Origin of the sequence: Thermococcus alcaliphilus, assembly GCF_024054535.1 — an archaeon.
Taxonomy (GTDB): domain Archaea; phylum Methanobacteriota_B; class Thermococci; order Thermococcales; family Thermococcaceae; genus Thermococcus_A; species Thermococcus_A alcaliphilus.
In genome coordinates, this window is sequence record NZ_JAMXLV010000011.1 from 26,612 (window position 1) to 48,598 (window position 21,987).

At 42.4% G+C, this 21,987-nt stretch carries 22 protein-coding genes and 1 tRNA gene; 4 read left to right on the top strand and 19 right to left on the bottom strand.

Annotated elements, in window-relative coordinates:
- The first annotated feature begins 3 nt into the window (after positions 1-3).
- On the top strand, positions 4-453 hold the full coding sequence (locus NF859_RS00535) for a universal stress protein (protein WP_252742539.1): 450 nt from the start codon (positions 4-6) through the stop codon (positions 451-453).
- On the opposite strand, the gene NF859_RS00540 is transcribed toward NF859_RS00535, so the two are convergent.
- From NF859_RS00540 to NF859_RS00610, 15 genes are all read right to left on the bottom strand, one after another.
- A complete protein-coding gene (locus NF859_RS00540; RefSeq protein WP_252742540.1) occupies positions 450-680 on the bottom strand; it encodes an Lrp/AsnC family transcriptional regulator in 231 nt (76 codons plus the stop codon). The genes NF859_RS00535 and NF859_RS00540 overlap by 4 nt on opposite strands.
- 1 nt (position 681) lies before the next feature.
- On the bottom strand, positions 682-954 hold the full coding sequence (locus NF859_RS00545; protein ID WP_252742541.1) for a hypothetical protein: 273 nt from the start codon (positions 952-954) through the stop codon (positions 682-684).
- Entirely contained in the window at positions 951-1,463 is a 513-nt protein-coding gene (locus NF859_RS00550) for a winged helix-turn-helix transcriptional regulator (protein WP_252742564.1), read from the bottom strand. Before NF859_RS00550 ends, NF859_RS00545 begins: the two co-directional genes overlap by 4 nt.
- A gap of 70 nt (positions 1,464-1,533) precedes the next feature.
- Positions 1,534-1,610: transfer RNA gene (locus NF859_RS00555), tRNA-Thr, on the bottom strand.
- Between the two features lie 80 nt (positions 1,611-1,690).
- Positions 1,691-2,716 (bottom strand): polyprenyl synthetase family protein, encoded by a 1,026-nt coding sequence (locus NF859_RS00560; RefSeq protein WP_252742542.1) that lies wholly within the window; start codon positions 2,714-2,716, stop codon positions 1,691-1,693.
- 4 nt (positions 2,717-2,720) lie between these two features.
- Entirely contained in the window at positions 2,721-4,043 is a 1,323-nt protein-coding gene (locus tag NF859_RS00565; protein ID WP_252742543.1) for an RNase J family beta-CASP ribonuclease, read from the bottom strand.
- 204 nt (positions 4,044-4,247) lie between these two features.
- A complete protein-coding gene (locus tag NF859_RS00570) occupies positions 4,248-7,940 on the bottom strand; it encodes a CARDB domain-containing protein (RefSeq protein ID WP_252742544.1) in 3,693 nt (1,230 codons plus the stop codon).
- A 152-nt stretch (positions 7,941-8,092) separates the two neighbouring features.
- Positions 8,093-9,217, bottom strand: coding sequence for a type 2 isopentenyl-diphosphate Delta-isomerase (gene fni / locus NF859_RS00575; protein ID WP_252742545.1), 1,125 nt, complete (start codon positions 9,215-9,217; stop codon positions 8,093-8,095).
- A complete protein-coding gene (locus tag NF859_RS00580; RefSeq protein WP_252742546.1) occupies positions 9,211-9,993 on the bottom strand; it encodes an isopentenyl phosphate kinase in 783 nt (260 codons plus the stop codon). The genes fni and NF859_RS00580 overlap by 7 nt, the downstream gene beginning before the upstream one ends.
- A complete protein-coding gene (locus NF859_RS00585; RefSeq protein ID WP_252742547.1) occupies positions 9,990-10,991 on the bottom strand; it encodes a mevalonate kinase in 1,002 nt (333 codons plus the stop codon). Before NF859_RS00585 ends, NF859_RS00580 begins: the two co-directional genes overlap by 4 nt.
- A gap of 2 nt (positions 10,992-10,993) precedes the next feature.
- Complete coding sequence (locus NF859_RS00590) at positions 10,994-11,332, bottom strand: HepT-like ribonuclease domain-containing protein (protein WP_252742548.1); 339 nt, start codon at positions 11,330-11,332, stop codon at positions 10,994-10,996.
- On the bottom strand, positions 11,329-11,622 hold the full coding sequence (locus NF859_RS00595; RefSeq protein ID WP_252742549.1) for a nucleotidyltransferase family protein: 294 nt from the start codon (positions 11,620-11,622) through the stop codon (positions 11,329-11,331). Before NF859_RS00595 ends, NF859_RS00590 begins: the two co-directional genes overlap by 4 nt.
- A gap of 1 nt (position 11,623) precedes the next feature.
- Positions 11,624-11,788 carry a hypothetical protein gene (locus NF859_RS10740; RefSeq protein WP_435371993.1) on the bottom strand — a complete coding sequence of 55 codons (165 nt, stop codon included), beginning with the start codon at positions 11,786-11,788 and terminating at the stop codon, positions 11,624-11,626.
- A gap of 54 nt (positions 11,789-11,842) precedes the next feature.
- Positions 11,843-12,265 (bottom strand): hypothetical protein, encoded by a 423-nt coding sequence (locus tag NF859_RS00605; protein ID WP_252742550.1) that lies wholly within the window; start codon positions 12,263-12,265, stop codon positions 11,843-11,845.
- Between the two features lie 38 nt (positions 12,266-12,303).
- Positions 12,304-13,182, bottom strand: a complete 879-nt coding sequence (locus NF859_RS00610) for an MEMO1 family protein (protein ID WP_252742566.1) — start codon at positions 13,180-13,182, stop codon at positions 12,304-12,306.
- 95 nt (positions 13,183-13,277) lie between these two features.
- Between NF859_RS00610 and NF859_RS00615 the strand changes: the two genes are divergently transcribed.
- The gene (locus NF859_RS00615; RefSeq protein ID WP_252742551.1) at positions 13,278-13,991 is read left to right on the top strand and encodes a maleate cis-trans isomerase family protein; all 714 of its coding nucleotides are present in this window, start codon (positions 13,278-13,280) and stop codon (positions 13,989-13,991) included.
- Positions 13,992-14,077: 86 nt separating this feature from the next.
- Positions 14,078-15,457 carry an ADP-specific phosphofructokinase gene (pfkC, locus tag NF859_RS00620; protein ID WP_252742552.1) on the top strand — a complete coding sequence of 460 codons (1,380 nt, stop codon included), beginning with the start codon at positions 14,078-14,080 and terminating at the stop codon, positions 15,455-15,457.
- A gap of 3 nt (positions 15,458-15,460) precedes the next feature.
- Here the strand turns inward: pfkC and xerA are convergent, their stop codons facing one another.
- From xerA to sfsA, 3 genes are all read right to left on the bottom strand, one after another.
- Entirely contained in the window at positions 15,461-16,297 is an 837-nt protein-coding gene (xerA, locus tag NF859_RS00625; protein ID WP_252742553.1) for a site-specific tyrosine recombinase/integron integrase, read from the bottom strand.
- Between the two features lie 28 nt (positions 16,298-16,325).
- A complete protein-coding gene (locus tag NF859_RS00630; RefSeq protein ID WP_252742554.1) occupies positions 16,326-17,168 on the bottom strand; it encodes a toprim domain-containing protein in 843 nt (280 codons plus the stop codon).
- A 66-nt stretch (positions 17,169-17,234) separates the two neighbouring features.
- Positions 17,235-17,927, bottom strand: coding sequence for a DNA/RNA nuclease SfsA (gene sfsA, locus NF859_RS00635; protein WP_252742555.1), 693 nt, complete (start codon positions 17,925-17,927; stop codon positions 17,235-17,237).
- Positions 17,928-18,011: 84 nt separating this feature from the next.
- Between sfsA and NF859_RS00640 the strand changes: the two genes are divergently transcribed.
- Complete coding sequence (locus NF859_RS00640; protein WP_252742556.1) at positions 18,012-19,058, top strand: M42 family metallopeptidase; 1,047 nt, start codon at positions 18,012-18,014, stop codon at positions 19,056-19,058.
- An 81-nt stretch (positions 19,059-19,139) separates the two neighbouring features.
- Here the strand turns inward: NF859_RS00640 and NF859_RS00645 are convergent.
- On the bottom strand, positions 19,140-21,987 hold a 2,848-nt coding region (locus NF859_RS00645; protein WP_252742557.1), incomplete at its 5' end, for an Ig-like domain-containing protein.

Sequence of the window (21,987 nt, forward strand, 5' to 3'; positions counted from 1 at the left end):
ACAATGAAAATACTCGTATTGATAGACGGCTCGAAGTGGAGTCAAAAGGCAGCTCTTCATGGAGTTGCAGTTGCCAAGAAAAAGAACGCAAAATTGGTGCTGTTTTCTGTTTTGGATAGGAGAGAAGCTAAGGCAGTTGCATTCAACCTGGGAGCAAGACAAGGAGACTTTGAGAAAGTGCGCAGTTTTGAAGAGGAAATCTGGAACAACATGAAAAGAGACATTCAAGATGTTATGAGCGAAATGCTAAAGTTCTGTCAAGAGGAGGGAGTGAACTGTTCCATAAAGATCGTTGAAGGGATTGCAAAGGACAAAATCCTTGAAGAAGCAAACAGCGGGGAGTACTCACTTGTAATAATGGGAGCTTATGGAAAGAGCGGAAAAACGAGGATAGGGAGCTTATTGGAAGAGATAGCTGGCAACGTGAAGCCTCCACTCTTGATAGTGCGCTAGTCTCTAGCTTCGAGATATTTAACCTCTATGACTCCTTCTAGCTTTTCTAGTTCTTCTTTTAGGCTGATTAACGCTCTTCTGGTGAGAGGTATATGAACTTTCCCTATTATGTCAAACGGTCCTGTGACTACATAAACTTCGTCAAAGTTCATTTCGTTTAGCAGTTTTTCTTTGATTTCCTTCTCTTTTCCAGGTTTTACCCTTAGTAGGTATATTGCAAACGGCATTTCAATCCCTTCTTATCAGGGCTATAAAAAACAATACCAATATTAAAAGTTCGAATGTAGTTGAGGTCACCTCAAGAATTTCTGAAGACAATGAGGTTTTGATTAGATGAAAGTTGTCAATGATCTTTTTGGCAACGAACATTAGAAATGCCAAAAAAAGAAGCAAAATACTTTTCATTCCACTTTTTCTGTATGCTTTCCATGCTGCTACTGACAGCATGCCCCCTAAAATAATTACAACTCCATCGAGGAGATATCTCAAAATGTCAATCACTCTCCCTCCCCCCTGAACGCTAACGTTAAATCAATCAATTTATCTGCCAGTTTATCCCAGATTTTTGGTTTATACTCTCTGATTATGCGAACTAAAACCTCAACATCACAGTTAAGGGAATAAACGGTGTTTTTTCCGTCTTTTATCTTTGTAATAATCCCCAATCTCTCGAGCCGTTTTGTATGATAAACTATAGTAGAGGGGGTCAAGTTGAGCTTTTCTGCAATTTCGCTTTGGTTTTTGTCCCCTTCCGCAAGTAAAAGGAGTATTTTTCTTTGGCTTTCGTTTGAAATAGCTATCATAAGACGCCTGTACTCCTCTTCAAAACCTGCGGGGAAGAAGTATTTTTTCCCTCCAAGCCGTTTTGATATGATTTTTCCCTCTTTTTCAAGATGCCGTAGGTGATATTGTAGGTTTCCTATCCCTATGTTGAGTTCTTGAGCTAATTTGCGAAAAGTTATTCCCGGATTCTTTGTGACATAGTCCAAAATTCTTTCTCTGGTGCTCATGAATATCAAACCAAAATATAATTCGAGTGTTTTAACTCTTTGTGGTACGGTTCTCAAAAGAGTATTCTATTGGAGCCCCGGGCGGGGTTTGAACCCGCGACCTGCCGCTTACCAAGCGGCCGCTCCACCAGGCTGAGCCACCGGGGCACCGAAAGAAAGAAGCCAAAATTGCATATATAAACTTTTCGCTCAATCAGTTCTCAAATTAAAAAGACATAGATGGAAGGCTAATATTCTCTCTCCACTATGAAGTCTGCTAAAAGTTCTAGTTGTTTTCTTGCCTCGCTTTCTGGGAGTATTTTTAGTGCTTTCTTTGCCTCATCTGCCAGTTCCCTTGCAACTTTTGCAGCGTAGTCTATGCTTCCATACTTTTTGAGGAGTTCAATTGCTCCTTTGATCTCTTCTTGGACGTTCTCCTCTATTATTCCCTCTCCCTTTACATCACCGGCGTATTTTCCAAATATCTTGAAAAACTCTGCTTTGTCTTCTTCACTTGCGTTTTCAAGGAAGTGTGCTACTATGAGCGTTTTCTTGCCCTTTCTTATGTCACTCCCCACTGGCTTTCCGAGTTTCTCTTCGTCTGCTATCAAATCGAGAACATCATCCCATATTTGGAACGCTATACCTATGTTCCTTCCATATTTTGACAGCGCCTTAATGTACTCCTCGTTTTCTGTTCCTATGATTCCACCTATTGTAGCTGAGGCATCTATAAGCGCTCCAGTTTTTCCGCTTATCATTTTCATGTATTCCTCTATAGTGACTGTTTCTTTGTTCTCAAACTCCAAGTCCATTGCCTGCCCTTCGCAAAGCTCATTTGAAGTCTTTGCAATGACATCCAGAACCCTTACAACCTTCTCAGCCTCGACAGGTATCCTTGCCACAGCCTCAAAAACCTTCGAAAAGAGCAAATCCCCAGCTAAAATTGCCATGTTTATTCCCCAAATTTTATGAACTGTCGGCCTGCCCCTTCTTTTTTCGTCCATGTCCATTATGTCATCATGAACAAGGGAATAGTTGTGAAGCAGCTCTACAGCCGCTGCAGCGTAAACGGCCTTCTCTGGGTTTCCACCAACAGCTTCAGTAGAGGTTAAGACTATGAACGGCCTAACCCTCTTCCCTCCTGCGAGGGGATAATGTCTTGCAGCATCATAAAGAACTTTGGGCTCCTTTTCAGGTATAAGCTCAAAAATAGCCTCATCGACGACCTTGGCCTTTTCTTTTAATGCTTTAAATAGCGGATCAAACTTCATTTTATCACCTCACATCGACTTTGTAACCGTTTCTTGATACAAACACGTCCCTTCCGATGAGATACCCCTCTTCTTCGGCAAGCTCAGCATAATGGGTGAGCATCCTAAACTCTCCATGAGCGGGGATTATATTCTCTGGATTTAAAAGCTTAATCAAATATCTGTGATCTTCCCTGCTTGCATGACCTGAGACGTGTAAATCTTTAACCATTCTCACTCCTCTCATTCTGAGCTTTGTTTCAAGGGCATAGCGTTGGGCTATGTTTAGGGGATTTGGGATGACTCCAGCCGAAAACACAACAGTGTCCTCTTTTCCGATGTCATAGAGTTCCCCATTAGCCATCCTTGTAAGCACTGCTCCTGGTTCACCTTGGTGACCCGTGACTATTAGGAGATAGTTCTCTCTAGCTTGAGAAACCTCTCTAAGTGTTTTCTGAACAGCATTTGGGCTTCTCACCGCTTTTGCCCCTTTCATTTTTATTAGACCGAGCTGTTTTGCTATGCCTGTGTACTTTGCTAGAGATCTACCTACCAAAACCGCTTGCCTCCCCATATTGTTTGCTATCTCTATCAGCTCTTGCAGACGGGCTATGTGGGAGGCGAAGGTCGTGGTTATTAGTCCTTTCTCTTCCATCCCTTCATAGTAGAAAAAGTCTTCCAAGAGGAGCTTCGCAGAGGCTTCACTTGGCGTCTTTGTTTCTTCAGCTGCCCTCGTTGATTCTGGTATCAAAATTTTTACTCCTTCTTGGCCTATCTCCTTGAGCCTCTTGTAATCTGGCTTCTCTCCAAGGGGATTGTGGTTGTCAAACTTATAATCACATGCATAAACTACCGCACCTTCGGGCGTATGGATAACCACCATTGAGGAGTGCGGGATTGAGTGAGTAATCTGAACAAACTCTATAGCCAAATTTTCACTAACCTGAACGATCTCCCCATACTGGGTCTCATACATTGGGTTTGTAACCTCAAAATATTGCTCGCTTCTCACCTCTCCTTTTGCCAGCTTTATTGTGTAAGGAGTTCCGTAGATTGGAACGTTTGGATAGTGAGGAGCAAGCTTTGCTATAGCTCCTATGTGATCGAGATGACCGTGAGAAAGTGCAATGGCAACGACTTTTTTGTTTTTGAGAGAGGAATCATCGGGGATTGCACCCAACTTTCTTAAATCTCTCGAGCTCATCTGCTGAAAGTTAACATCCTCATGGATAAGAACCCTATCAAGCCTGATTCCCATATCAATAATCACAACTTCTCCTTCATATTCAACGGCAGTCATGTTTTTTCCTACTTCCTCGTAACCACCTAGTGTGTAAACTTTTATCATTTTAGTTCCTCCACTAACTATTTTACTGCGGAGGCGGACTTATTGTCGGCCTCGGCCCTTTGAGTGGTGGAGCGGAACTCCACCGGGTTATGGTATAGTTGTTTGGAGGGTTTAAAAAGAATGTGGAATTCTCTAAGAGTATGCCGTAAAATTTAGTAATTCACGAGTTACAAAAAGAAAGAAAAACAGAAGTGAAGTGGACTTTTAATCTAAAACTGCAGATTTCAATATATTCACTGCGTTTTTAATGTTCAAGTATGCCCTTCTAATGTATATGAAGACACGAATATCTCCTAAGTTCTGATATATTGGTCCTGATCTTTCCGCGTTGGCATATGCTTTTGTTGCATTTTCGTAGTAGGACTTTGCAAGTCTAAGAACGTCCTCACTGACATTGGAGTTTACAGATTCGTTGTACAATTTACTGTATGTCTCGTTGTACCGGAGATAACCATAGTAATAGAATAGTGCTAAGTTAGCTATTTCTGATTTATCTTTTGTTTGTTCTTGGGAAGTCTTTGTGTTAAATGATTGTGAAACTAAAACAGAAATGCTTATCTCGTTGTTATCTTCATTGCTTTCTACTACTGTGTTTTCCGGATCAACTATTGCTTTTAGTGTGTATTTTCCTTCATGTTCTGGTATCCATGGGAACTCTATCGTTGTTGACTCCTCTTTGCCAAGTCCGGGAATTGTTTTTGTTCCTATTAGAGTATCATTGGCGTAAAGAGTTATTGCAATATTTTTATTAGTGCTAGCTCCATCATTCTTTATAGTTACTACTATGCTATTTTGCTCTCCTTCTACTAGCTCAATTTCAGAGGGGGACAATGAGACAACTTTTAAATCAGGAAGTTCTAGTCCAAAGGTATAGTCACTCAAGTGGCTAACATTTGCCCATACGTAGTTGTTCTTAGTATCCACTCCAAAGTCATAAACTGTTAGGTTGCCATATGGGGAATTATCGGGTATTGATTTCCCAACATACTTGCTGAGATCTATCCACTCGCTACCGTTCCAATAGAATATTGTAACAGCGATTTCTGGAACCCCCGCTGCTTTAAGTTCTTCTTCGTCATATGTAACGTTAAGTATCACCCACTCATAGTTTACCTGCTTATTGGTTTCAACTTTAATATATCTAAAGTCTTCAGCTCCCTCTTTTATAAGCTCAGATTTCATATCCTCATTCTCGAGTCCTCCACTGGCAATAACCAGGGCATATACTGGTTCAGTTTCGTTCGCTGAAATATAGATTTCAGTTTGTTTTTCTACACTAATCTTCGTTGTTTTGTTATTAGTGAAGTCAAGAGCCTCTATTTTGACCACTTTTCCATAGAAGTTCACGAACTTTTGAGCTGTTAATCCTGCTTCATCTGTTGCTATGATTTTTACTGTATATTCTTCTACAGCAGGGACTGTGAAATTAAATGACCCTTTACAATCAGTCCCACACGTTGAAGTGTCAATGGTCATATTGAGGATTGTGTCTGTCCTGTTAGCTATCACGATGCTGATCTCTTTTAATGCCTTATTATCAGATGCTTCATATGTTATTGTGACATTTTTGCCAACTTGTTGTGAGGTGGGGTTAACTCTAATATCTACTGTTGGAGGAATTTCATCAGAAAGTACATGAATTGTAATGCTCCATTCTATGTCTAGTAACGAGAACTCTTCCGTTACAAATCCAAATTTGCCCCAGTAGTATATATCCCCCCAAGGAGTTAGTTGATTAGGCTTTTTGAGCTTAAGTATTCCGTTGCCTTGCTCATCTGTAACTCCAACATATGTATAGTCCCATGTCTTGTAGTAGAAGTAGCCTTTGCCGGGTAGTTTTATCGGAATTTCTATGTATTCTTTCTCTTTAGTGCTTTCAATTTCGTAGTATTTCGGAATTTCAAGATCTTCTGGTAAAATGAGGAACTGCGCTTCATGTTCCCATCCATTGCTTGAGGAGCATTCTGTCATGGAGTATTCCTCGTAAGTTCTGCATACCCAACCAGTTGGAAGGAGAGTTACTAAATATTTTCCAGGCTCAACAATAGGAATTTTGAGTTCAGTGGTGTTCCAGTAATATACCTGAGGTTCTAGAACAAAGCCATTCCAAGAGTTTCCAATTAGTGGGGCAAACTCAAGAACTATTGGAATTGATGTAGGAGTTTCGTTCTCATAATATTTGAACGCGGAGAGTAGCGCTGGTGGTCTTGTTGTGTTCAGTTCTAGGTATGTTTTTATCTTTGCGACTTCTAGAGAGCTTATTCCATAAGTTCCGGAGTCATGGATAAGGAGTGCCCACACTTTGTTAATGTCCTCTCCAAATCCTATCGGTGCATATGGGTTTCTTGGGAAGGATATCGTGGTATTTATTGAGCCTTCTTCGTCAGTTTTAACTTCGTGCACTCCAGTCGGCGTATAGATATATAGCGGTTCATTTGGTAACGGTTTTGTGAACTTTGATTCATAAGTAGCATTTTCTAACAATCCTGTTATACTAATACTCTCATCTAGAACAATCTCGTGGTTTTCTGGATTATAAACATAGTATGCATAATCCCAAGCAGAGGATATATAAGGGCGATAGACATATACATACGCTTCCGCGTTTCCAATTTTTATCACTCCAAAGTAGGCATCTTCCGGCACTTTTATTCCTGTTAAAGTTAGCTTCCCTGTTTCGTCGAACTGTACGTATGTTCTGTTAACGCTTGCTAACTCAAGAGTTAGAGAATCTTTTCCAGTCCAAGGGTACCATATAATTTCTAAGGTATAGTTATATCCAGGTAATGCAGTTGAAGACGTTACTTCAAATGACAGGAATTCTCCAGGAGTTGCTATTACCTCTTGGGGAGTTATAACAGCATCTAAATATTTGTCTAAAGTTTCTTCCGCCATGATGGCCTCTTCTTCGCTATTTAAATTCTCTTCAGGTACTTGTTCTTTTGAAACTCCTATCCATTCTGAACCCAAGGGGATATAACTGTCTTTCCCATCGTATAGCTCGATAGCAATGCCTTCTGCATCAAGTGGTACAGAGAGGGTTATGTGGCCGTATCCATTTGTAAGAGTTACATTGTAGGTGCTTTCAGTAATGTCTTCTTTCCTAAAATAAATTGCTTTTAAAATCAAGTCTCCACTATATGGCATGCCTGTAGTCACATCTTTGGCAAATACATGTACTGTGAATTCTTTACCTTCTCTGACATTCTCAGAAGCTACTACTGCAACTTCCAAGGGAATGTTTGTTACTTTAACGGCTCCAGCTTCCTGTCCATCGAGGTATACATAATACTCTCCCGTAGTGTTAAACTGAACAGTGTATTCTAGTATTCCATTTACGGGAGTTATTGTGGTATTTATTAGGGGGTTTCCTTCTCTTTTGATTATTGCAATGTTTACTGGGTTGGTATAGGGCTTTCTGGTGAATGGTTCTATAAGCGCCCATCTAAGTGTAATGTTTTCGCCAACTTTTGCGAGAATGTTCTTTTCGACAAAGTAATAAGGCTGTATCTCAATTACTTCAAAGGATGTCCAAAAAGTAGTGCTATTGTAGGATATCTCCACGTTGTACCATCCTACTTCTTCTGGTGTGAAAGTAGTATTTGCGATACCGTATTTGTTAGTCGTCACGATATCTGTAAACACTGTTTCTCCGTATTTCATTACAGTAAATTTAACTTGAACATTTGGAACTGGCCCTTCGTAGGGCCTCCAGATCAATGCAAACAAGGTGATGTTTTGTCCCTTTACAATCTGATCCCTAAAAGTACCACCGAAAACCTGCACCCCGGTTTCTTTGTTGTACTCCACTTCTATATGTGCCATTACTGGCATGCTCCCCAGTAGAAGCAGAGTCAGAACGAGAGCTATTATATTACTTTTTTTGATTGTCAGCATAGCTGGATCACCAAGTAAAAAATGCATAATATAGAATTAATATTCTTTACTACCAATTGTTCAGATATTTAGTTTAATGATACCCTGTTGTTTTTGGCAAAAATACAATATCATGTTACACCTCATTGTCAAAGGTTAAAAATGAAAACTTTTTAAGATGTTCTATTCCTCAAAAAATCCCACAAATCAATCCTCTGCTCGAGCCACTCTCTTGCAAAGCCTGTAATCACAAGGGGAACTTTCCTAAGTTCCTCAACGTTTCTTGCCCCCACGAGGAACATAGCGTTCCTCAGCTCATCTATGTAGCGCTGGAGGATTTTGATTACTCCTTCAACGTCTCCCTTTACCGCTGGTTTGAGCAAGGGCAAAGCGACTCCCGCTAAATTTGCTCCAAGTGCCAAAGCCTTTGCTATCATTATGCCGTCCCTTATCCCACCAGTGGCGATTATTGGTAGCTTTGTTGCATAGCGAACTTCAGCCACGCTTAAAGCCGTTGGAATTCCCCAGTCCCAGAACTTTAGGGCTAAGTTTTTACTTCTTTCATCCTTTGCCCTGTAATACTCAACACCGCTCCAGCTCGTACCACCAAGCCCACCGACGTCTATCGCATCTACGCCGATGCTTTCTAACCTTATCGCGACTTCCATTGAAACTCCCGCGCCGGTTTCCTTGGCTATTATTGGGTAAGGGAACTCACTCTTAAGTTCAGCCAAAGCTTTCAAAACACCTCTGTACTGAGTATCTCCTTCAGGCTGGACGCTCTCCTGTAGAGGGTTCATGTGGATAGCCAAAGCATCAGCTTGAATTGTTTCAACGGCTTTTAGAGCTTCCTTAATCCCATAGCGGTTTGGCATCGTCTCGGCAAACTGAGGGGCACCTAAGTTGCCGACCAAAAAGACATCTGGAGCTACATCTCTAACGTAATAGCTCTCCCACGTTTCGGGATTCCTTATCATTGCCCTCTGGCTTCCAACTCCCATTGGAATATTAAGCTCCTGCGCGGCTTTGGCAAGGGTTTTATTTATTTTCCCAGCGAGCTGGGAGCCTTTAGTTCCTCCTGTCATTCCAGCGATCATTATTGGGTAGTCAAACTTCCTCCCGAGGAACTCTACGCTAAGGTCAATTTCGTCCTTGTCTATTTCGGGCAGAGAACGGTGAACGAAGTGGATGTTCTCAAATTGAGTAGTTACGTGAGCTTCGACCTGTTTCTTTAAGCAGTGCTCTATGTGCTCAAATTTCCTAATAACAGTAAGCTCTTCTTTATCCACATTTACCACCTCTTAATAGCAGTTCCGGGATTTTTCCCTTGGAGGGCTTTCATGAGGTTTCCTTTAACCTTTCCGTTTGTGAAGTAAACTTCCGAATAGTGGGCTATCTCAAGGGCTTTTTTGAGCTTGTTTCCGATGCCACCAGTTACGTCTATTCCCGCTGATTCTGAGCTTTCCAATAGGTGTTCGATTCCTTCTTTGGTAAGCTCTTTAATAAGCTCTGCTCCCTCTTCTTTTGGATTTTTGGTATAAATCCCATCAACGTCCATCAAAAAGACCACCTTGCTTGGCTTGAACATCTTTGCTAAATAGCCCACTATCTGGTCTCCAGAGAGGATGTCTATTCCCTTATCAAGGGCAACTGCAGTATCTCCAAAGAGCACCGGGATGAAGCCTTTTTCCAAAAGCTTTCTAAGAACCTCAAGCTCACCATAAACAATTTCCCCCTTCTCAATGAGGAAAATCGAAGAGGAAGAGATGGAATAAGCGGGCAAGCCTTTCTCTAAGAAAGTTTGAATTATCAAATCATTGAGCTTAAGCATTGCCTGGTGAGTCCTTGAGAAGCCAATCCTTTTACGCTCTACATCCCCGGTTAGCCCTTCCCTGATTTTGTACTTCCTTGCATTTGGGTGCCCAAAGCTTCCACCGCCGTGTACGAGGATAAAGCTCTCCTTAGGGTAAAACTGGGCGATTTCTTCCGCTATGTTCTCGAGGACTTCTCGGTTAAATGAATAAGGGATATTTTTGTCGCTTATCACGCTTCCCCCGAGCTTGATGACTATCATTCTTCGACCTCCTCAATTCTTAGCCCCTCTCTGCTTATCTTTGTTATCATTGGCACTCCACCCGCTATCTTTATGGCCGTTGCCACCTCGCTCTGCTTTCCTGGAGCCAAGGCGTACATACATCCTCCCCCTCCGGCACCTGTTATCTTTGCCCCAAGAGCTCCAGCTTCTCTTGAAGCATACACTAAATCGCTCAGGCTTTTTGTTGAGACACCAAGGGCATCGAGAAGGCCATGATTTATGTTCATCAACCTTCCAAGCAGCTGGAACTTGATTTCCTTGTCGTACTCTGCGAGGATAACTTCTCTCGCTTTTTCCACGAGCTTGCCCATTGAATTTAAAATCGGCTCAATTATTTCTGGCATCTCCTCATAGTTCTTCCTAACTTTAGCAACGAGCTCTTTTGTGGAGCCACTTGAACCGGTGTAGCCCACAACTATTGGCAATTCAACCACAGGCAGGCTCTCAAAAGAGCCCTTTTGGTAGTAGAGAAAGCCCCCAACCGCTGAAACCGTTGGATCAATGCCGCTCGATGCACCTTGTACGAGGAGTTCCACTTTATGCCCCAGTTTAGCAATCTCTTCTTTGCTTAGTTCCAGCCCGAGAAGCTTCGACACTGCCCCAATAGTTGCCACAGCAACAGCAGCTGAACTTCCCAACCCTGCTCCTACAGGAATTTGAGAGGTTATTGAAACAGTTATTCCCTTCTGCTTTCCTGCTTCTTCCATTACAAGATTTATTGCTTCCCTAACATAACTCAAAACTTCAGCCGCTTTTCCATAGTCGGTCTCGAAATAAATTTGATCCTCGGTGAATGATACCGTCAAGCCTGGAGTTCTGATGTCCTTAGCCTCTATTCTAATTCTCCCGTTTTCGTTAAACTCCGCTTTTACATATGTCCTCAAATCAATGGCTGCAGCTATAGCAGGTTTTCCATAAACTACGCTGTGCTCTCCAAAGAGGATAATTTTAGCGGGTGCAGAAGCAAGAACTCTCATTTTTAGCCCTCCCTCTTGATAATTTTCGATAACTCAGATTCTAACTTCGGTAAGTCTGAGGTTATGGTGTGCCAGACGATCTCTAGATCAACTCCAAAGTAAGCATGAATAAGTCTATCTCTCATTCCAGCAATTTCTTTCCAGGGGATTTGAGGGTATTTTTGCTGAATCTCTTTGGGGATATTTTTGGCAGCTTCTCCTATAACCTCCAAGTTTCTTAAAACTGCGTCAATTGTCTTTTCATCTCTTATGAAATCTCTAAATGCCATGCCAACAGTGTAACGTTTTATTTTTTCAATTGAGTTGAGAATATCCTCAATGTACAAATATGGATCCCTCATACGTATTTCACCTCTTGGAGAATTTGCTTCCTAATTCGTTTCTTCAATGCTTTTTTTGTAACTAAATCAACTTTAACTCCGAGTAGAGTTTCGAGATATTCTTGGAGCTTAATAAACTCAATAAACCCGATAGGCCTATGAAATTCAACTAAAATGTCAACGTCGCTTGTTTCCTTTTGCTCTCCTCTTGAATAAGAGCCGAAGATACCAATTTTCTTGACTCCAAATTTTTCATAAAGCTCCTTTTTATGGGTTTGAAGTATCTTTTGTATCTCTTCAAGAGTTCTCATCCTACTGCCTCCAGTTCGAGATAATCGTAGTAATACTTCTTGCATTAATAAATACATAAATCGATGTCACTATCTTTTCGAGCCTGTCCTCTTGCATGTGAGCCATAAAAAATCTTTTTTCTTTGTCAAGGGAGAGCATTCTACATATTGCTCCTTCAATCTTCATGATCTAAGATATACACTCCAAATTTATTTTTCTTTTGGTTGTTCTTGTATCCTTCTAAATTTCAGATTTTAGAAACTGCACCCATGCAAGGACTATGCTGGAAATTGAGAGCACGAAGGTTACTAAGCCAAGAACGTTTACACTCCAGTGCATCTCAAATGTACCGCATGAGGAAGAGCATTTTGTGAAGTTTTCAACACTGAGCCCATATTCTAACAAGGCTATTAAGGCTAATAGGCCTGTTGTACCCAATGTTTTTATCATTTTACTGCCCTCAGGATAAAACACTGAAAATATTATCAATGCGCCTCCAAGCAGGAGAAAGAACATGGCAGACTTTACAATGAGTTCTATGGTATCGGCGTCGTTAAAGTGGGGATTATCTAAGTTGAACAAAAGCTCACCTAAATAAAGTGCAGCTAAGATAAAGAGGGAAACTCCCACAAGTCGAATCAACTTTTGAATTGCTTGTTCCATTCTCCATCCCTCAATTTCCAAAACGCCTTCCTAGCAGTTCATGCCTTCCTCATGACAATACTCACATAGCCAACTATCGCATCTGTTGACCTACTCACCTCAAAGCTCGTTGTGTAGTGCAAAACCTCCGCTTCAACTGCTCCACTGAGTCTTGAGAAGACTATTGCCGTTGCAACTCCTCCCGGACCGCACATTGTGTGATCCATTTTCCTTATCTCGTCGAACATTCCTTTATAATCAAATTCGATAATCTTTTGAATTACCCTGAAGTCCCATTCCCTAATTCTTCCCAGCAAATCATCCCCTCTTGCTCTAAAGGGCACATAGCCGTAGGCATAGCCATAGTGCATCATGTCCGTGCTTGCTATAACCACTACATCCCTCCCAAGCTCTTGGCTTGCTTCAAATATCGCTTTTCCCAGGTCTTCAGCAACCTCCTCATCTTGCAGTCCAAGTGCTATGGGGACGATCTTTACTTCTTTTTCTGCTTTTTCGGAGATGTACTGAATGAAGGGCACCTGCACTTCGAGAGAATGTTCGTATTTGTGAGCAAACTCGTCTAAATCCGCCAAACTGGAGTGCTTCGCGATAGTCTTTGCCAGCTCGGCATCAACTTCAATGTCTCCCATTGGAGTCCTCCAGACCCCTTTAGGGTAAATTGCTACGGGGGAGCCGAGACCAGTGTGGTTTGGCCCTATGATCACAAACGTCTCCGGGAGGCCGTCTTCATAGATTGCTTTGTACGTTCTTGAGGCAGTATAACCGGAGAAGATGTATCCAGCGTGGGGTGCAACTCCTGCAGTAATCTTTCTTTTTTCTCCAAGCTCTCCAAGATCACTGAAAAACTCATCAAGCATGAGTTTTAGCTCTCCTCCAGAGGGATAAAAGCTCCCGGCAACTGCGGGGTATCTTATCATTTTCATCACCAAACTCTATTTGCACTGGATGTTTATTAGAGTTTCTTGGAAAACTTTAATATAGGTGGGAGCTAAAGCTCCTTTTAGGTGGAAATATGTACGGATGGAGAGGTAGAATTGGCTTGATAGTTCCGTCCTCAAACACGACAATGGAGATGGAACTGCATTCAGCTTTGCCTGAGGGAGTATCACTTCACACAGCAAGGATGCCCTTGAAGAACGTTACTGAAGAGGAGCTTGTAGCGATGAGCGGGCTTGCAGTGGAGAGTGCAAAGCTATTGAAGGATGCCGACGTTGACTTAATTCTCTACGGCTGTACTAGCGGATCCTTTATAGGCGGTGGAGAATTCGACAAGGAGCTTGCAGAAAAAATCGAGAGCGAGGTGAAGCTACCAGTTATAACGACTAGCACTGCAGTTGTTGAAGCCCTTAAGATTCTTGACTCCCAGAGGATTCTTGTCATAACTCCCTACACCGATGAGATAAACCAGAGGGAGAGAGAGTTTTTGGAGGCTAATGAGTTTGAGGTCATAGACATTAGAGGGCTTGGAATAGTTGACAACACCAGAATAGGGAGACTTGAGCCCTATGAGGCTTACAGAATGGCTAAGGCACTCTTTACCGATGAAGCAGACGCAATATTCATAAGCTGTACCAACCTGAGAACTTTTGAAATAATCGAGGCTCTCGAAGATGACTTAGGAGTTCCTGTCGTTACAAGCAATCAAGCCTCTCTATGGCTTGCATTGAGAGAGCTCGATGTGGGAGAAAAGATTCCTTGGCTTGGAAAGCTTTTTACAGAGTTTTGATTCTCTTGGCATTTTTTTAATCTCCACAAAAATATTTTTAAGTACTCTTGTAAACTTTTCTCCAAGTATTCACTGAGGGTGATAACATGATGGAGTTCCTCAAGGACTTCCAGAAGATGGGCATCTACCTGGCCTACAACGTGAACGTTGACGCGATAGTATATTTGAACGAAAAGCACATAGAGAGCCTCATAAAGGAATTTGGAGCAGAAAACATCAAAAAAAGAATCGATGAGTATCCGAGAGAGATAAACGAGCCTTTAGACTTTGTTGCGAGATTAATACACGCCCTCAAGACTGGAAAACCCCAAGCCGTGCCTTTGGTAAGTTATGAGGTCGATAAGTGGTTCAATTCTCGATTTAAATACGATTTTGAAAGAATTGGGGGGCAGGTAGGGATAATAGCGAACCTTCTTGCCAACTTGGACTTTAATAAAGTGATTGCATATTCCCCTCTTCTTGGAAGAAAACAGGCTGAAATGTTCGTAAATAGGGATAACCTCCTTTATCCGGTTGTTGAGAATGGAAAACTTGTCCTAAAGAAGCCCTTGGAAGCTTACAGGGAGGATGATCCAGTAAAAATCAATAGAATTTTTGAGTTTAGAGCAGGCACAAAATTCAAACTTGGGGATGAAACTATTGAAGTTCCCTATTCTGGAAGGTTTATAGTTGCCTGCAGATTTGAAGATTTTGCTAGAATTGAAACTTCCCCAGAACTTAAGCCTTATCTACCGGAAATAGGAGAGATGGTCGATGGAGCTATTCTCTCAGGTTATCAGGGGCTAAGAAGATATTACAGTGACGGAAAGGACGCAAACTACTATCTAAGGAAGGCTAAAGAAGACATAAAACTGCTAAAGAAGAAAAAGGACATAAAGATCCACGTGGAATTTGCTTCCATTCAAGATAGAGAGCTCAGGAAGAAGGTAATCTACAACATATTTCCCCTCGTTGACAGTGTGGGAATGGACGAAGCTGAGATAGCGCATATATTAAGTGTTCTCGGATATAGAGAATTAAGCGACAGAATTTTCACATACAATAGAATTGAGGACGCTGTTTTAGGGGCCAAAATTCTCCTTGATGAACTAAATCTTGAAATTCTTCAAGTGCACACGATTTACTACCTGATGTACATCACCCACAATGACAATCCGCTCACCGAGGAAGAGCTAATGAAGTCCTTGGAGGTGGGAACAACCCTTGCAGCTACGAGGGCATTTCTTGGAGACATCAAAAGGCCGGAAGATGTTAAGGTTGGCTTGAACATTCCATTCAACGAAAAAGGAGAATACGTAAAGCTGAGATTTGAAGAAGCAAAAGCCAAAATGAGAACAAGGGAATACAAGATAGTTATTATCCCCACAAGGCTTGTCAGAAATCCCGTATCCACGGTAGGGTTAGGGGACACGATATCCGCTGGAGCTTTTGCAAGCTATTTAAGCCTTTTGAGAAGAAAGGAGTAGAAACTACTCTTTCATTATCTCATCAACAAGCTTTGCTTTTTCCTGCGCTTTCTTTAGGTGTTCCACCGTGACTTTTGTGTATATCTGCGTTGTTGATAGGTTTGAATGACCAAGAATTTCTTGGATAACCCTTATGTCCACTCCTTTTTCCAGCATATGAGTTGCAAAACTGTGGCGGAGCATGTGTGGAGTCACCTTCACTCCCGCTTTGCTTCCATACTTTTTTAGGAGATACCAAACTGTCTTTGGAGAAATCTTGTCCTTCTTCGCTCTTCTAACTTCAACAAAGAGGTATTCACTCCCGTCTTCCCTTGTTTTTAGGTAATCCTCAATTTCCTTTAAAAGGAAGTCTGGTATAGGTACAATTCTATCTTTAGCCCCCTTGCCACCTCTTACGATTAAAATCCCTCGTTTGAAGTCCACATCCTCTATTTTAAGATTGCACACTTCGCTTACCCGTAATCCAGTTCCATAAAGCAGCAGAATTATAAGCCTATCCCTCTTTCTTGTGGGTGGAACGGCCTTTATGAGCTTCTTCACGTCTTCTCTTGTTAGGCTCTTTGGCAAGCTCCGGGGTACTTTTGGGGATTTCAATCGCTCCGCTTCTTCTTCCAACCCCTCAAACCTAAAGTACGCCTTTAGTGCTTGAACCACAAGGTTGAGGCTTTTGTTTGAGTACCCGTTTTGTTTAAGTTTTGCCAAGAACCGGAGTGCAGAGCGGTAGCTCGGAGTTCTAGTCTCTTTTAAGAAGCGGTCTACATAGTAGGTGTACATTCTGATGGTCTGGGGACTTTTTCCCTCGAGTTCAAGATACGTTTTGAATTCTTCTATAACGTCCATACAAACCACAAAAATAAATTTTAAAGGTTCAGAAGTTCTCGAATTCAGCTATGGGTTCCTCTAATTTTTCTGTAGTTTCTTCCTTTTCTTCAGCTTTCTCCTCTTTGCTTTCTGCTATGCTAAGGCTTAAGTGGACTATTCTAAGTAGCTCGATTACTAGGTCTTCATCATCTGAATATATGTACCCCTGCCCGACAATGATTTTTCCGCCAAGGTTGAGTTTCTCAACTGCCTCTGCTATGTATTTCTCCTCTGGAGGCTCTGTCTCTCCAAAGAGCTCTTTCCATATCTCACTTATCTTAAAAACATTGGCTCTTTTCTTTAAGGATTCTTTCAGTTTGTTGTTCTCCTCAACCAGTTTGCTGTATTCCTCAAGGAGCTCTCCATACTTGCCCTCAAGTTCTTGGTAGTCATTTTTGAGCTTCTCGTTTTCCTGCATAAGCATCTCATATTTTCCTTTTAGGTCAAGAAGCTGATTTCTCAGTGCCATATATTCCGGTAAAATCTGGAGACTCTTTAGGCCTGCTCTTACGAGTGTGTTTTTGATTTCCTTTCTCACAAGTTCTACGTCTATGTGCTCCAAATCATGTCCCAGAGGTATTTTCATTCTCTCTACATGCCCAACTAGTTCGCTGAGCTCTCTAAACATTCTCTCTGCCAGTTCTCGTCCAACTCTATCTGCATCGGTAGCTATTATTAGTAAATCCGCCCCCGCTGCAGCACTTTTAGCTATTTCCAGATTCGTTGTTGGAATTATTGCAGAGATTGTTATGTTGTACTCACTACCAAGAGCCAAGCCTTGAAGGGCCTTGCTTACAACTTCTACATCACTTGCTCCTTCCACCAAAATTCTAACATCAACAATAGTCATTCCCAACACCTCCGCGGGGTGTTACCCCCGAGCTTTTATAGGGTAAGCGTTATAAAAGCCTTTGGGCTACACCTCAACTACAAGATCCTCGTTTTCTAGAATTACTTCCCCGTTAGGGAGGAGGCTTATCGATATTCCTCTAATCTCTACTCCCTTTTTCTTTGCTTCTTTTAACAACTCGGCAATTTTTGGGTCGCCTTTGATGTAGGGTTTGAACCTTCTAACTCCCGGCAAAGCGCCTATAAAGATTATCATTGCCCTTTTGCCGTTTTCCCTCAAGCGTATCAGCTCTTTTATATGCTTCTGCCCCCTCACACTCGGACAATCTGGGTACATTGCGTAATCTCCCTCTCTCAAAACGGCACTTTTCATTTCCACCCAGATCTCTTCCCCGTTGCACTCCAAGAGGTAGTCAAGTCGAGAGTTGCCGATTCTAACTTCCCTCCTTTTGATCCTACATCCTTTAAGCCACCTGATCAGTCCCAGCTCAACAGCCCTTTCAAAGGCTCTTGCCTGAGTTCTTGTGTCTATAATTGCTCCTCTCCCATTTTTTTCGAGAAATCCAATCAGAACAAACTCTGTTTTCCCTCCTTGTTTGGGAATGCAAAATGCTTTCTTTCCTTTAATCATGAACTCTTCTAATCTGCCGGTATTCGTTATCAACGCCTTTTTGAGTTCTCCATTAACCTCTACCAATCCTACAAATCTGTTCAGTCTCCTTATAAACGTGCACTCGATTATCGGAAGTTTTAGCAACACGCCGCTCCCCAGTTGATTATTGACCTAAAACCTTAAATATTACCCGTCCTACATTAAGATGAATATCTAAACGAGGTGGTAGTGATGGTGGACTATGAACTGTTAAAGAAGATAGTCGAAGCTCCTGGAGTTACCGGCTATGAGTTCATGGGAGTTAGAGACGTTGTTATTGAAGCGCTAAAGGATTACGTTGATGAGATCAAAGTCGACAAGCTCGGAAATGTTATCGCCCATAAGAAGGGCGATGGTCCAAAGGTTATGATTGCTGGACATATGGATCAAATTGGTCTTATGGTAACGCACATTGAGAAGAACGGGTTTTTGAGAGTTGCTCCAGTAGGAGGAATTGATCCGAGAACTTTGATTGCCCAACGCTTCAAAGTCTGGATTGACAAGGGCAAGTTCATCTATGGGGTTGGTGGGAGTGTTCCTCCACACATTCAAAAGCCTGAGGATAGGAAAAAAGCCCCCGATTGGGACCAAATTTTCATTGACATAGGAGCTGAGTCAAAGGAAGAAGCCGAAGAGATGGGTGTTAAAATCGGAACCGTGATTACATGGGATGGAAGACTCGAGAGGCTCGGCAAGCACCGCTTTGTTAGCATTGCATTTGACGACAGAATAGCTGTCTACACTCTCGTTGAGACTGCAAGGCAGCTTAAAGAGTCAAACGCCGACATATACTTTGTGGCAACAGTTCAGGAAGAAGTGGGGCTTAGAGGAGCAAAGACAAGTGCCTTTGGCATCGATCCAGATTATGGATTTGCCATAGATGTTACAATAGCAGCTGACGTTCCGGGCACTCCGGAACACAAGCAAGTTACTCAGCTCGGCAAGGGAACGGCAATAAAGATAATGGATCGCTCAGTCATATGCCATCCAAAGATAGTCAGATGGATGGAAGAGCTTGCCAAGAAGTACGAGATACCCTACCAGTGGGACATCCTCCTCGGCGGAGGAACTGATGCTGGTGCAATACACCTCAACAAGGCGGGTGTTCCAACTGGGGCAATAAGCATTCCCTCAAGGTACATACACTCAAACGCTGAAGTCGTTGATGAGAGGGACGTAGATGCAAGCGTTAAGCTCATGGTAAAGATCCTTGAGCACATACACGAGCTTGAGATCTGAGTGAAAAGTTTTCAGAATTTCTTTGGCATCTTTATTTTTTGTGTTTTAACAATAATAAAAGAAAAAGAGCGCAGCCGGAGACTAACTTTTTTCTAACTCATTTATGGCTTTTTCTAAGAGTTTTATGGCTTTTGATAGGTTAACGTATGCTAGTCTAAATGGTCTCAACTGTTTGGGACTGAATTTCTGTAAGGGGTGTCCAATTTTCATGCCCTCTTCATAGTACTTGTCTGCAGTCTCAATGTAATTCATTGCTTGGCTTAATGTTTCATTATCAACTCCCATATCTACAGCAGTCGCATACAGCTGGTCAAATTTAGGCCTCTGAATCTTATACATAAGCCAGAACATGACAATTGGGTTCCTTCCTTTAGCTTTTTCTCTTCCTCCATTGAGTTCGGGCTTTACAACTTTGAATGTGATTGTTGCTTCACTGTATTCTCCGCCCAAGTTCACTGCTCTCACATATACAGTATACTCGCCTTCGGGCAGGTCATAGAACGTATATTCAGTATTACCGGTCTTTATCCACGGGCCATCATTGAGTTTAACCTCATAATGATCAATGCCTAACTCATCCTCAGCCGTCCATTTTACTGTAACATTTGCGGTAGTGTTGGTATAGAATTCTGCCCCATCCTCTGGGGAGAGTATTGTCAGTACGGGCTTGCTTACCCCACCAAGAGCGTAGACGCTGAAGTGATTAACAACCGCCCACACGTAGTTCTCCACAGTATTAACGCCAGCATCGTACACGAACGGCCCGTTGGGAATCGTTTTGTTCACGTAATCGGCAACTCTAATCCAGGCGCTTCCATTCCAGTAGTAGAGGCTCAGCGTGCTCTCGTCAATAGTGCCAAGTTCGGCCTCATCGTACTTTATCTTTAGAGTGTATTTCTCCACTACATCTTCAGCGGTCGTGTTCTCGTTTGCTGTGGTTACGTCAACTACCACATATTTTATCGGAGCTACGGCTTGTGTCTCGTTATCAGTCGTGTTGCTCACTACTGGAGCAACGGCAAGGCTACTAGCGTTCTCCTGTATGATTTCTTCTTCGTTTGTCGTTACTGTAGCGTTAATGATGATCTGCGTCTCATTCGAAACTGCAGTCTCGTTAACGTCAATACCAAGTTCTAAATCCTCTTCCTGGACAGTCACGTTGCTTGTAGTTTCATTCACTGTAACGGTTTCAACGATGGTCTTCTTTCCGTAGAATTCCATTGAAACTTCGTTAACATTGCCCCACTTGTCCACTGCCCTAACAGTTGCAGTGTAAGTGCCAGTGTCGAGAACTGTGTACTCGTAGGAGTAAACGCCCAATGATGGGTCAAAGGTTTCCGTGATTGTAGTTCCGTTAGGTTGGTCTATTATAAGGCTGACTTCTGTTACCTCGCTCTCATCAGCGACTGCCCAGGAGATTGTTGTTGTATTGCCCACCTCCACCGTAGTTGGGTTAATTTCGAAGTTAAGCACTGTTGGTGGGTTGTAATCTCCAAGGCCAATCATCTGCTTAATTTCATCTATTGTGAAGGGATAAGTTGGATCTCTAAAGGCTCTAAGCTCGATAACTATGGAGTCAGGATCATAATAGTCTAAATAAAATGGACCATTGCTTATTACCGCATGTCCCTTGCTGTTGATCCAGTCAATTATCTTGGTGTAGCCCTCGCTTGGGTCGCTTACATCATCGGCAATTGCGGATGGAACGGCATTCTTAGCCTTCAAGGCCTCAAGAACCTTCTTCAAGTCGGCAACGTGGTCCTTCACGAGAAGGTCGAGTTGTGCGACACCTTCTGCTTCTTCGCTGAAGGAGTATTTCTGTGATGCGCCGTATTCGTCTCCCTTGGCAACGAGTTCGCTTTCTGCATAGAGGAGTTGCCATGGTTGTGAAGCCCAGAAGACGTTCATGTTAGCTGTAACGTCATCAGCAACTGGGTGTGTTAGGTCAGTATAAACAACGTAGGTGTCCTCGTCAACCCACTCAATACCCTTGATCTTTGCAAGGCTCTCTGCGGCAGATGCAAGCTTGTCATCGTAGTATGGATCATTATCACCATCCTTGGTTGACCACTCCCAGGTGAAGGCAGCGGCATACTTAACGTCGGCCATTGTCATTGGATGACCATCATGCCAGTTGCTGAGTTTGCAGTTGTAAATTATTCTCGCCTTGACGGGCTCTCCAGCATGAGCGGCAACCCACTGGTCAATAGTTGAGTTGTAAATAACAGCATCACTTGGCACTGTAATATTGCCCCTTTCGACAGTGTAATCACACCTAACCGGAATATATGTTCCAGTTGTCAAATCAGTATACATGGGGGAGTCGTAAATTACTCTCCAAACTACTGCACTGTAAACGTCGCTAATACCACCGATTGGATTAAAAGCATCCATAAAGAGTGTATTCTGGGAAGAATATTCAGCAACTCTTAGTACTTTGTCTGGGGTTTCTGCTGTGATTAGGCTCCATCTTGTCCACAATCCTGAGGAAACATCTGCAGCAATGTTAAGGACTCTCTCTTTGTTAGTTGCAAAGAATTCTTGAACTTCTGTAAGGAATACTTTTTGTGAGTCCCTTACACCTAAAGCCATTGAAATCTTCTGGAGGTCCCAGTACTGGTCAACGTTACCTTCCTCCATCTCGTAAGTCTTGCCGTTAAACTCAATGCTACCAAAGACAAGAATCTTGGTAATCTCCTCTACAGTCATGTTGTACAGTTCACTCAGCTTTTCTGTTGTATTGTAGTACTTCAATTGTAGTGAGGCTATTGCAGATTCTGGACCGCCGAGCTCGTCAACAAGTTCTTTTACTGTTATTAATTCTTCCTCTGGAACTTCCCATCCAACTGCTGATGGAAGCCATCCGTACCAGCTGGCATACCACCATGCTGTATAATCATCTGGCCACTTGACGTTTACTGTTGAAACC

Coding starts and splice junctions, on each gene's coding strand:
- NF859_RS00535 (WP_252742539.1), top strand. CDS start 4: ATGAAAATACTCGTATTGATAGACGGCTCGAAGTGGAGTCAAAAGGCA.
- NF859_RS00540 (WP_252742540.1), bottom strand. CDS start 680: ATGCCGTTTGCAATATACCTACTAAGGGTAAAACCTGGAAAAGAGAAG.
- NF859_RS00550 (WP_252742564.1), bottom strand. CDS start 1,463: ATGAGCACCAGAGAAAGAATTTTGGACTATGTCACAAAGAATCCGGGA.
- NF859_RS00560 (WP_252742542.1), bottom strand. CDS start 2,716: ATGAAGTTTGATCCGCTATTTAAAGCATTAAAAGAAAAGGCCAAGGTC.
- NF859_RS00565 (WP_252742543.1), bottom strand. CDS start 4,043: ATGATAAAAGTTTACACACTAGGTGGTTACGAGGAAGTAGGAAAAAAC.
- NF859_RS00570 (WP_252742544.1), bottom strand. CDS start 7,940: ATGCTGACAATCAAAAAAAGTAATATAATAGCTCTCGTTCTGACTCTG.
- NF859_RS00580 (WP_252742546.1), bottom strand. CDS start 9,993: ATGATAGTCATCAAGCTCGGGGGAAGCGTGATAAGCGACAAAAATATC.
- NF859_RS00585 (WP_252742547.1), bottom strand. CDS start 10,991: ATGAGAGTTCTTGCTTCTGCACCCGCTAAAATTATCCTCTTTGGAGAG.
- NF859_RS00590 (WP_252742548.1), bottom strand. CDS start 11,332: ATGAGGGATCCATATTTGTACATTGAGGATATTCTCAACTCAATTGAA.
- NF859_RS00595 (WP_252742549.1), bottom strand. CDS start 11,622: ATGAGAACTCTTGAAGAGATACAAAAGATACTTCAAACCCATAAAAAG.
- NF859_RS10740 (WP_435371993.1), bottom strand. CDS start 11,788: ATGAAGATTGAAGGAGCAATATGTAGAATGCTCTCCCTTGACAAAGAA.
- NF859_RS00605 (WP_252742550.1), bottom strand. CDS start 12,265: ATGGAACAAGCAATTCAAAAGTTGATTCGACTTGTGGGAGTTTCCCTC.
- NF859_RS00610 (WP_252742566.1), bottom strand. CDS start 13,182: ATGATAAGATACCCCGCAGTTGCCGGGAGCTTTTATCCCTCTGGAGGA.
- NF859_RS00615 (WP_252742551.1), top strand. CDS start 13,278: ATGTACGGATGGAGAGGTAGAATTGGCTTGATAGTTCCGTCCTCAAAC.
- pfkC (WP_252742552.1), top strand. CDS start 14,078: ATGATGGAGTTCCTCAAGGACTTCCAGAAGATGGGCATCTACCTGGCC.
- xerA (WP_252742553.1), bottom strand. CDS start 16,297: ATGGACGTTATAGAAGAATTCAAAACGTATCTTGAACTCGAGGGAAAA.
- NF859_RS00630 (WP_252742554.1), bottom strand. CDS start 17,168: ATGACTATTGTTGATGTTAGAATTTTGGTGGAAGGAGCAAGTGATGTA.
- NF859_RS00640 (WP_252742556.1), top strand. CDS start 18,012: ATGGTGGACTATGAACTGTTAAAGAAGATAGTCGAAGCTCCTGGAGTT.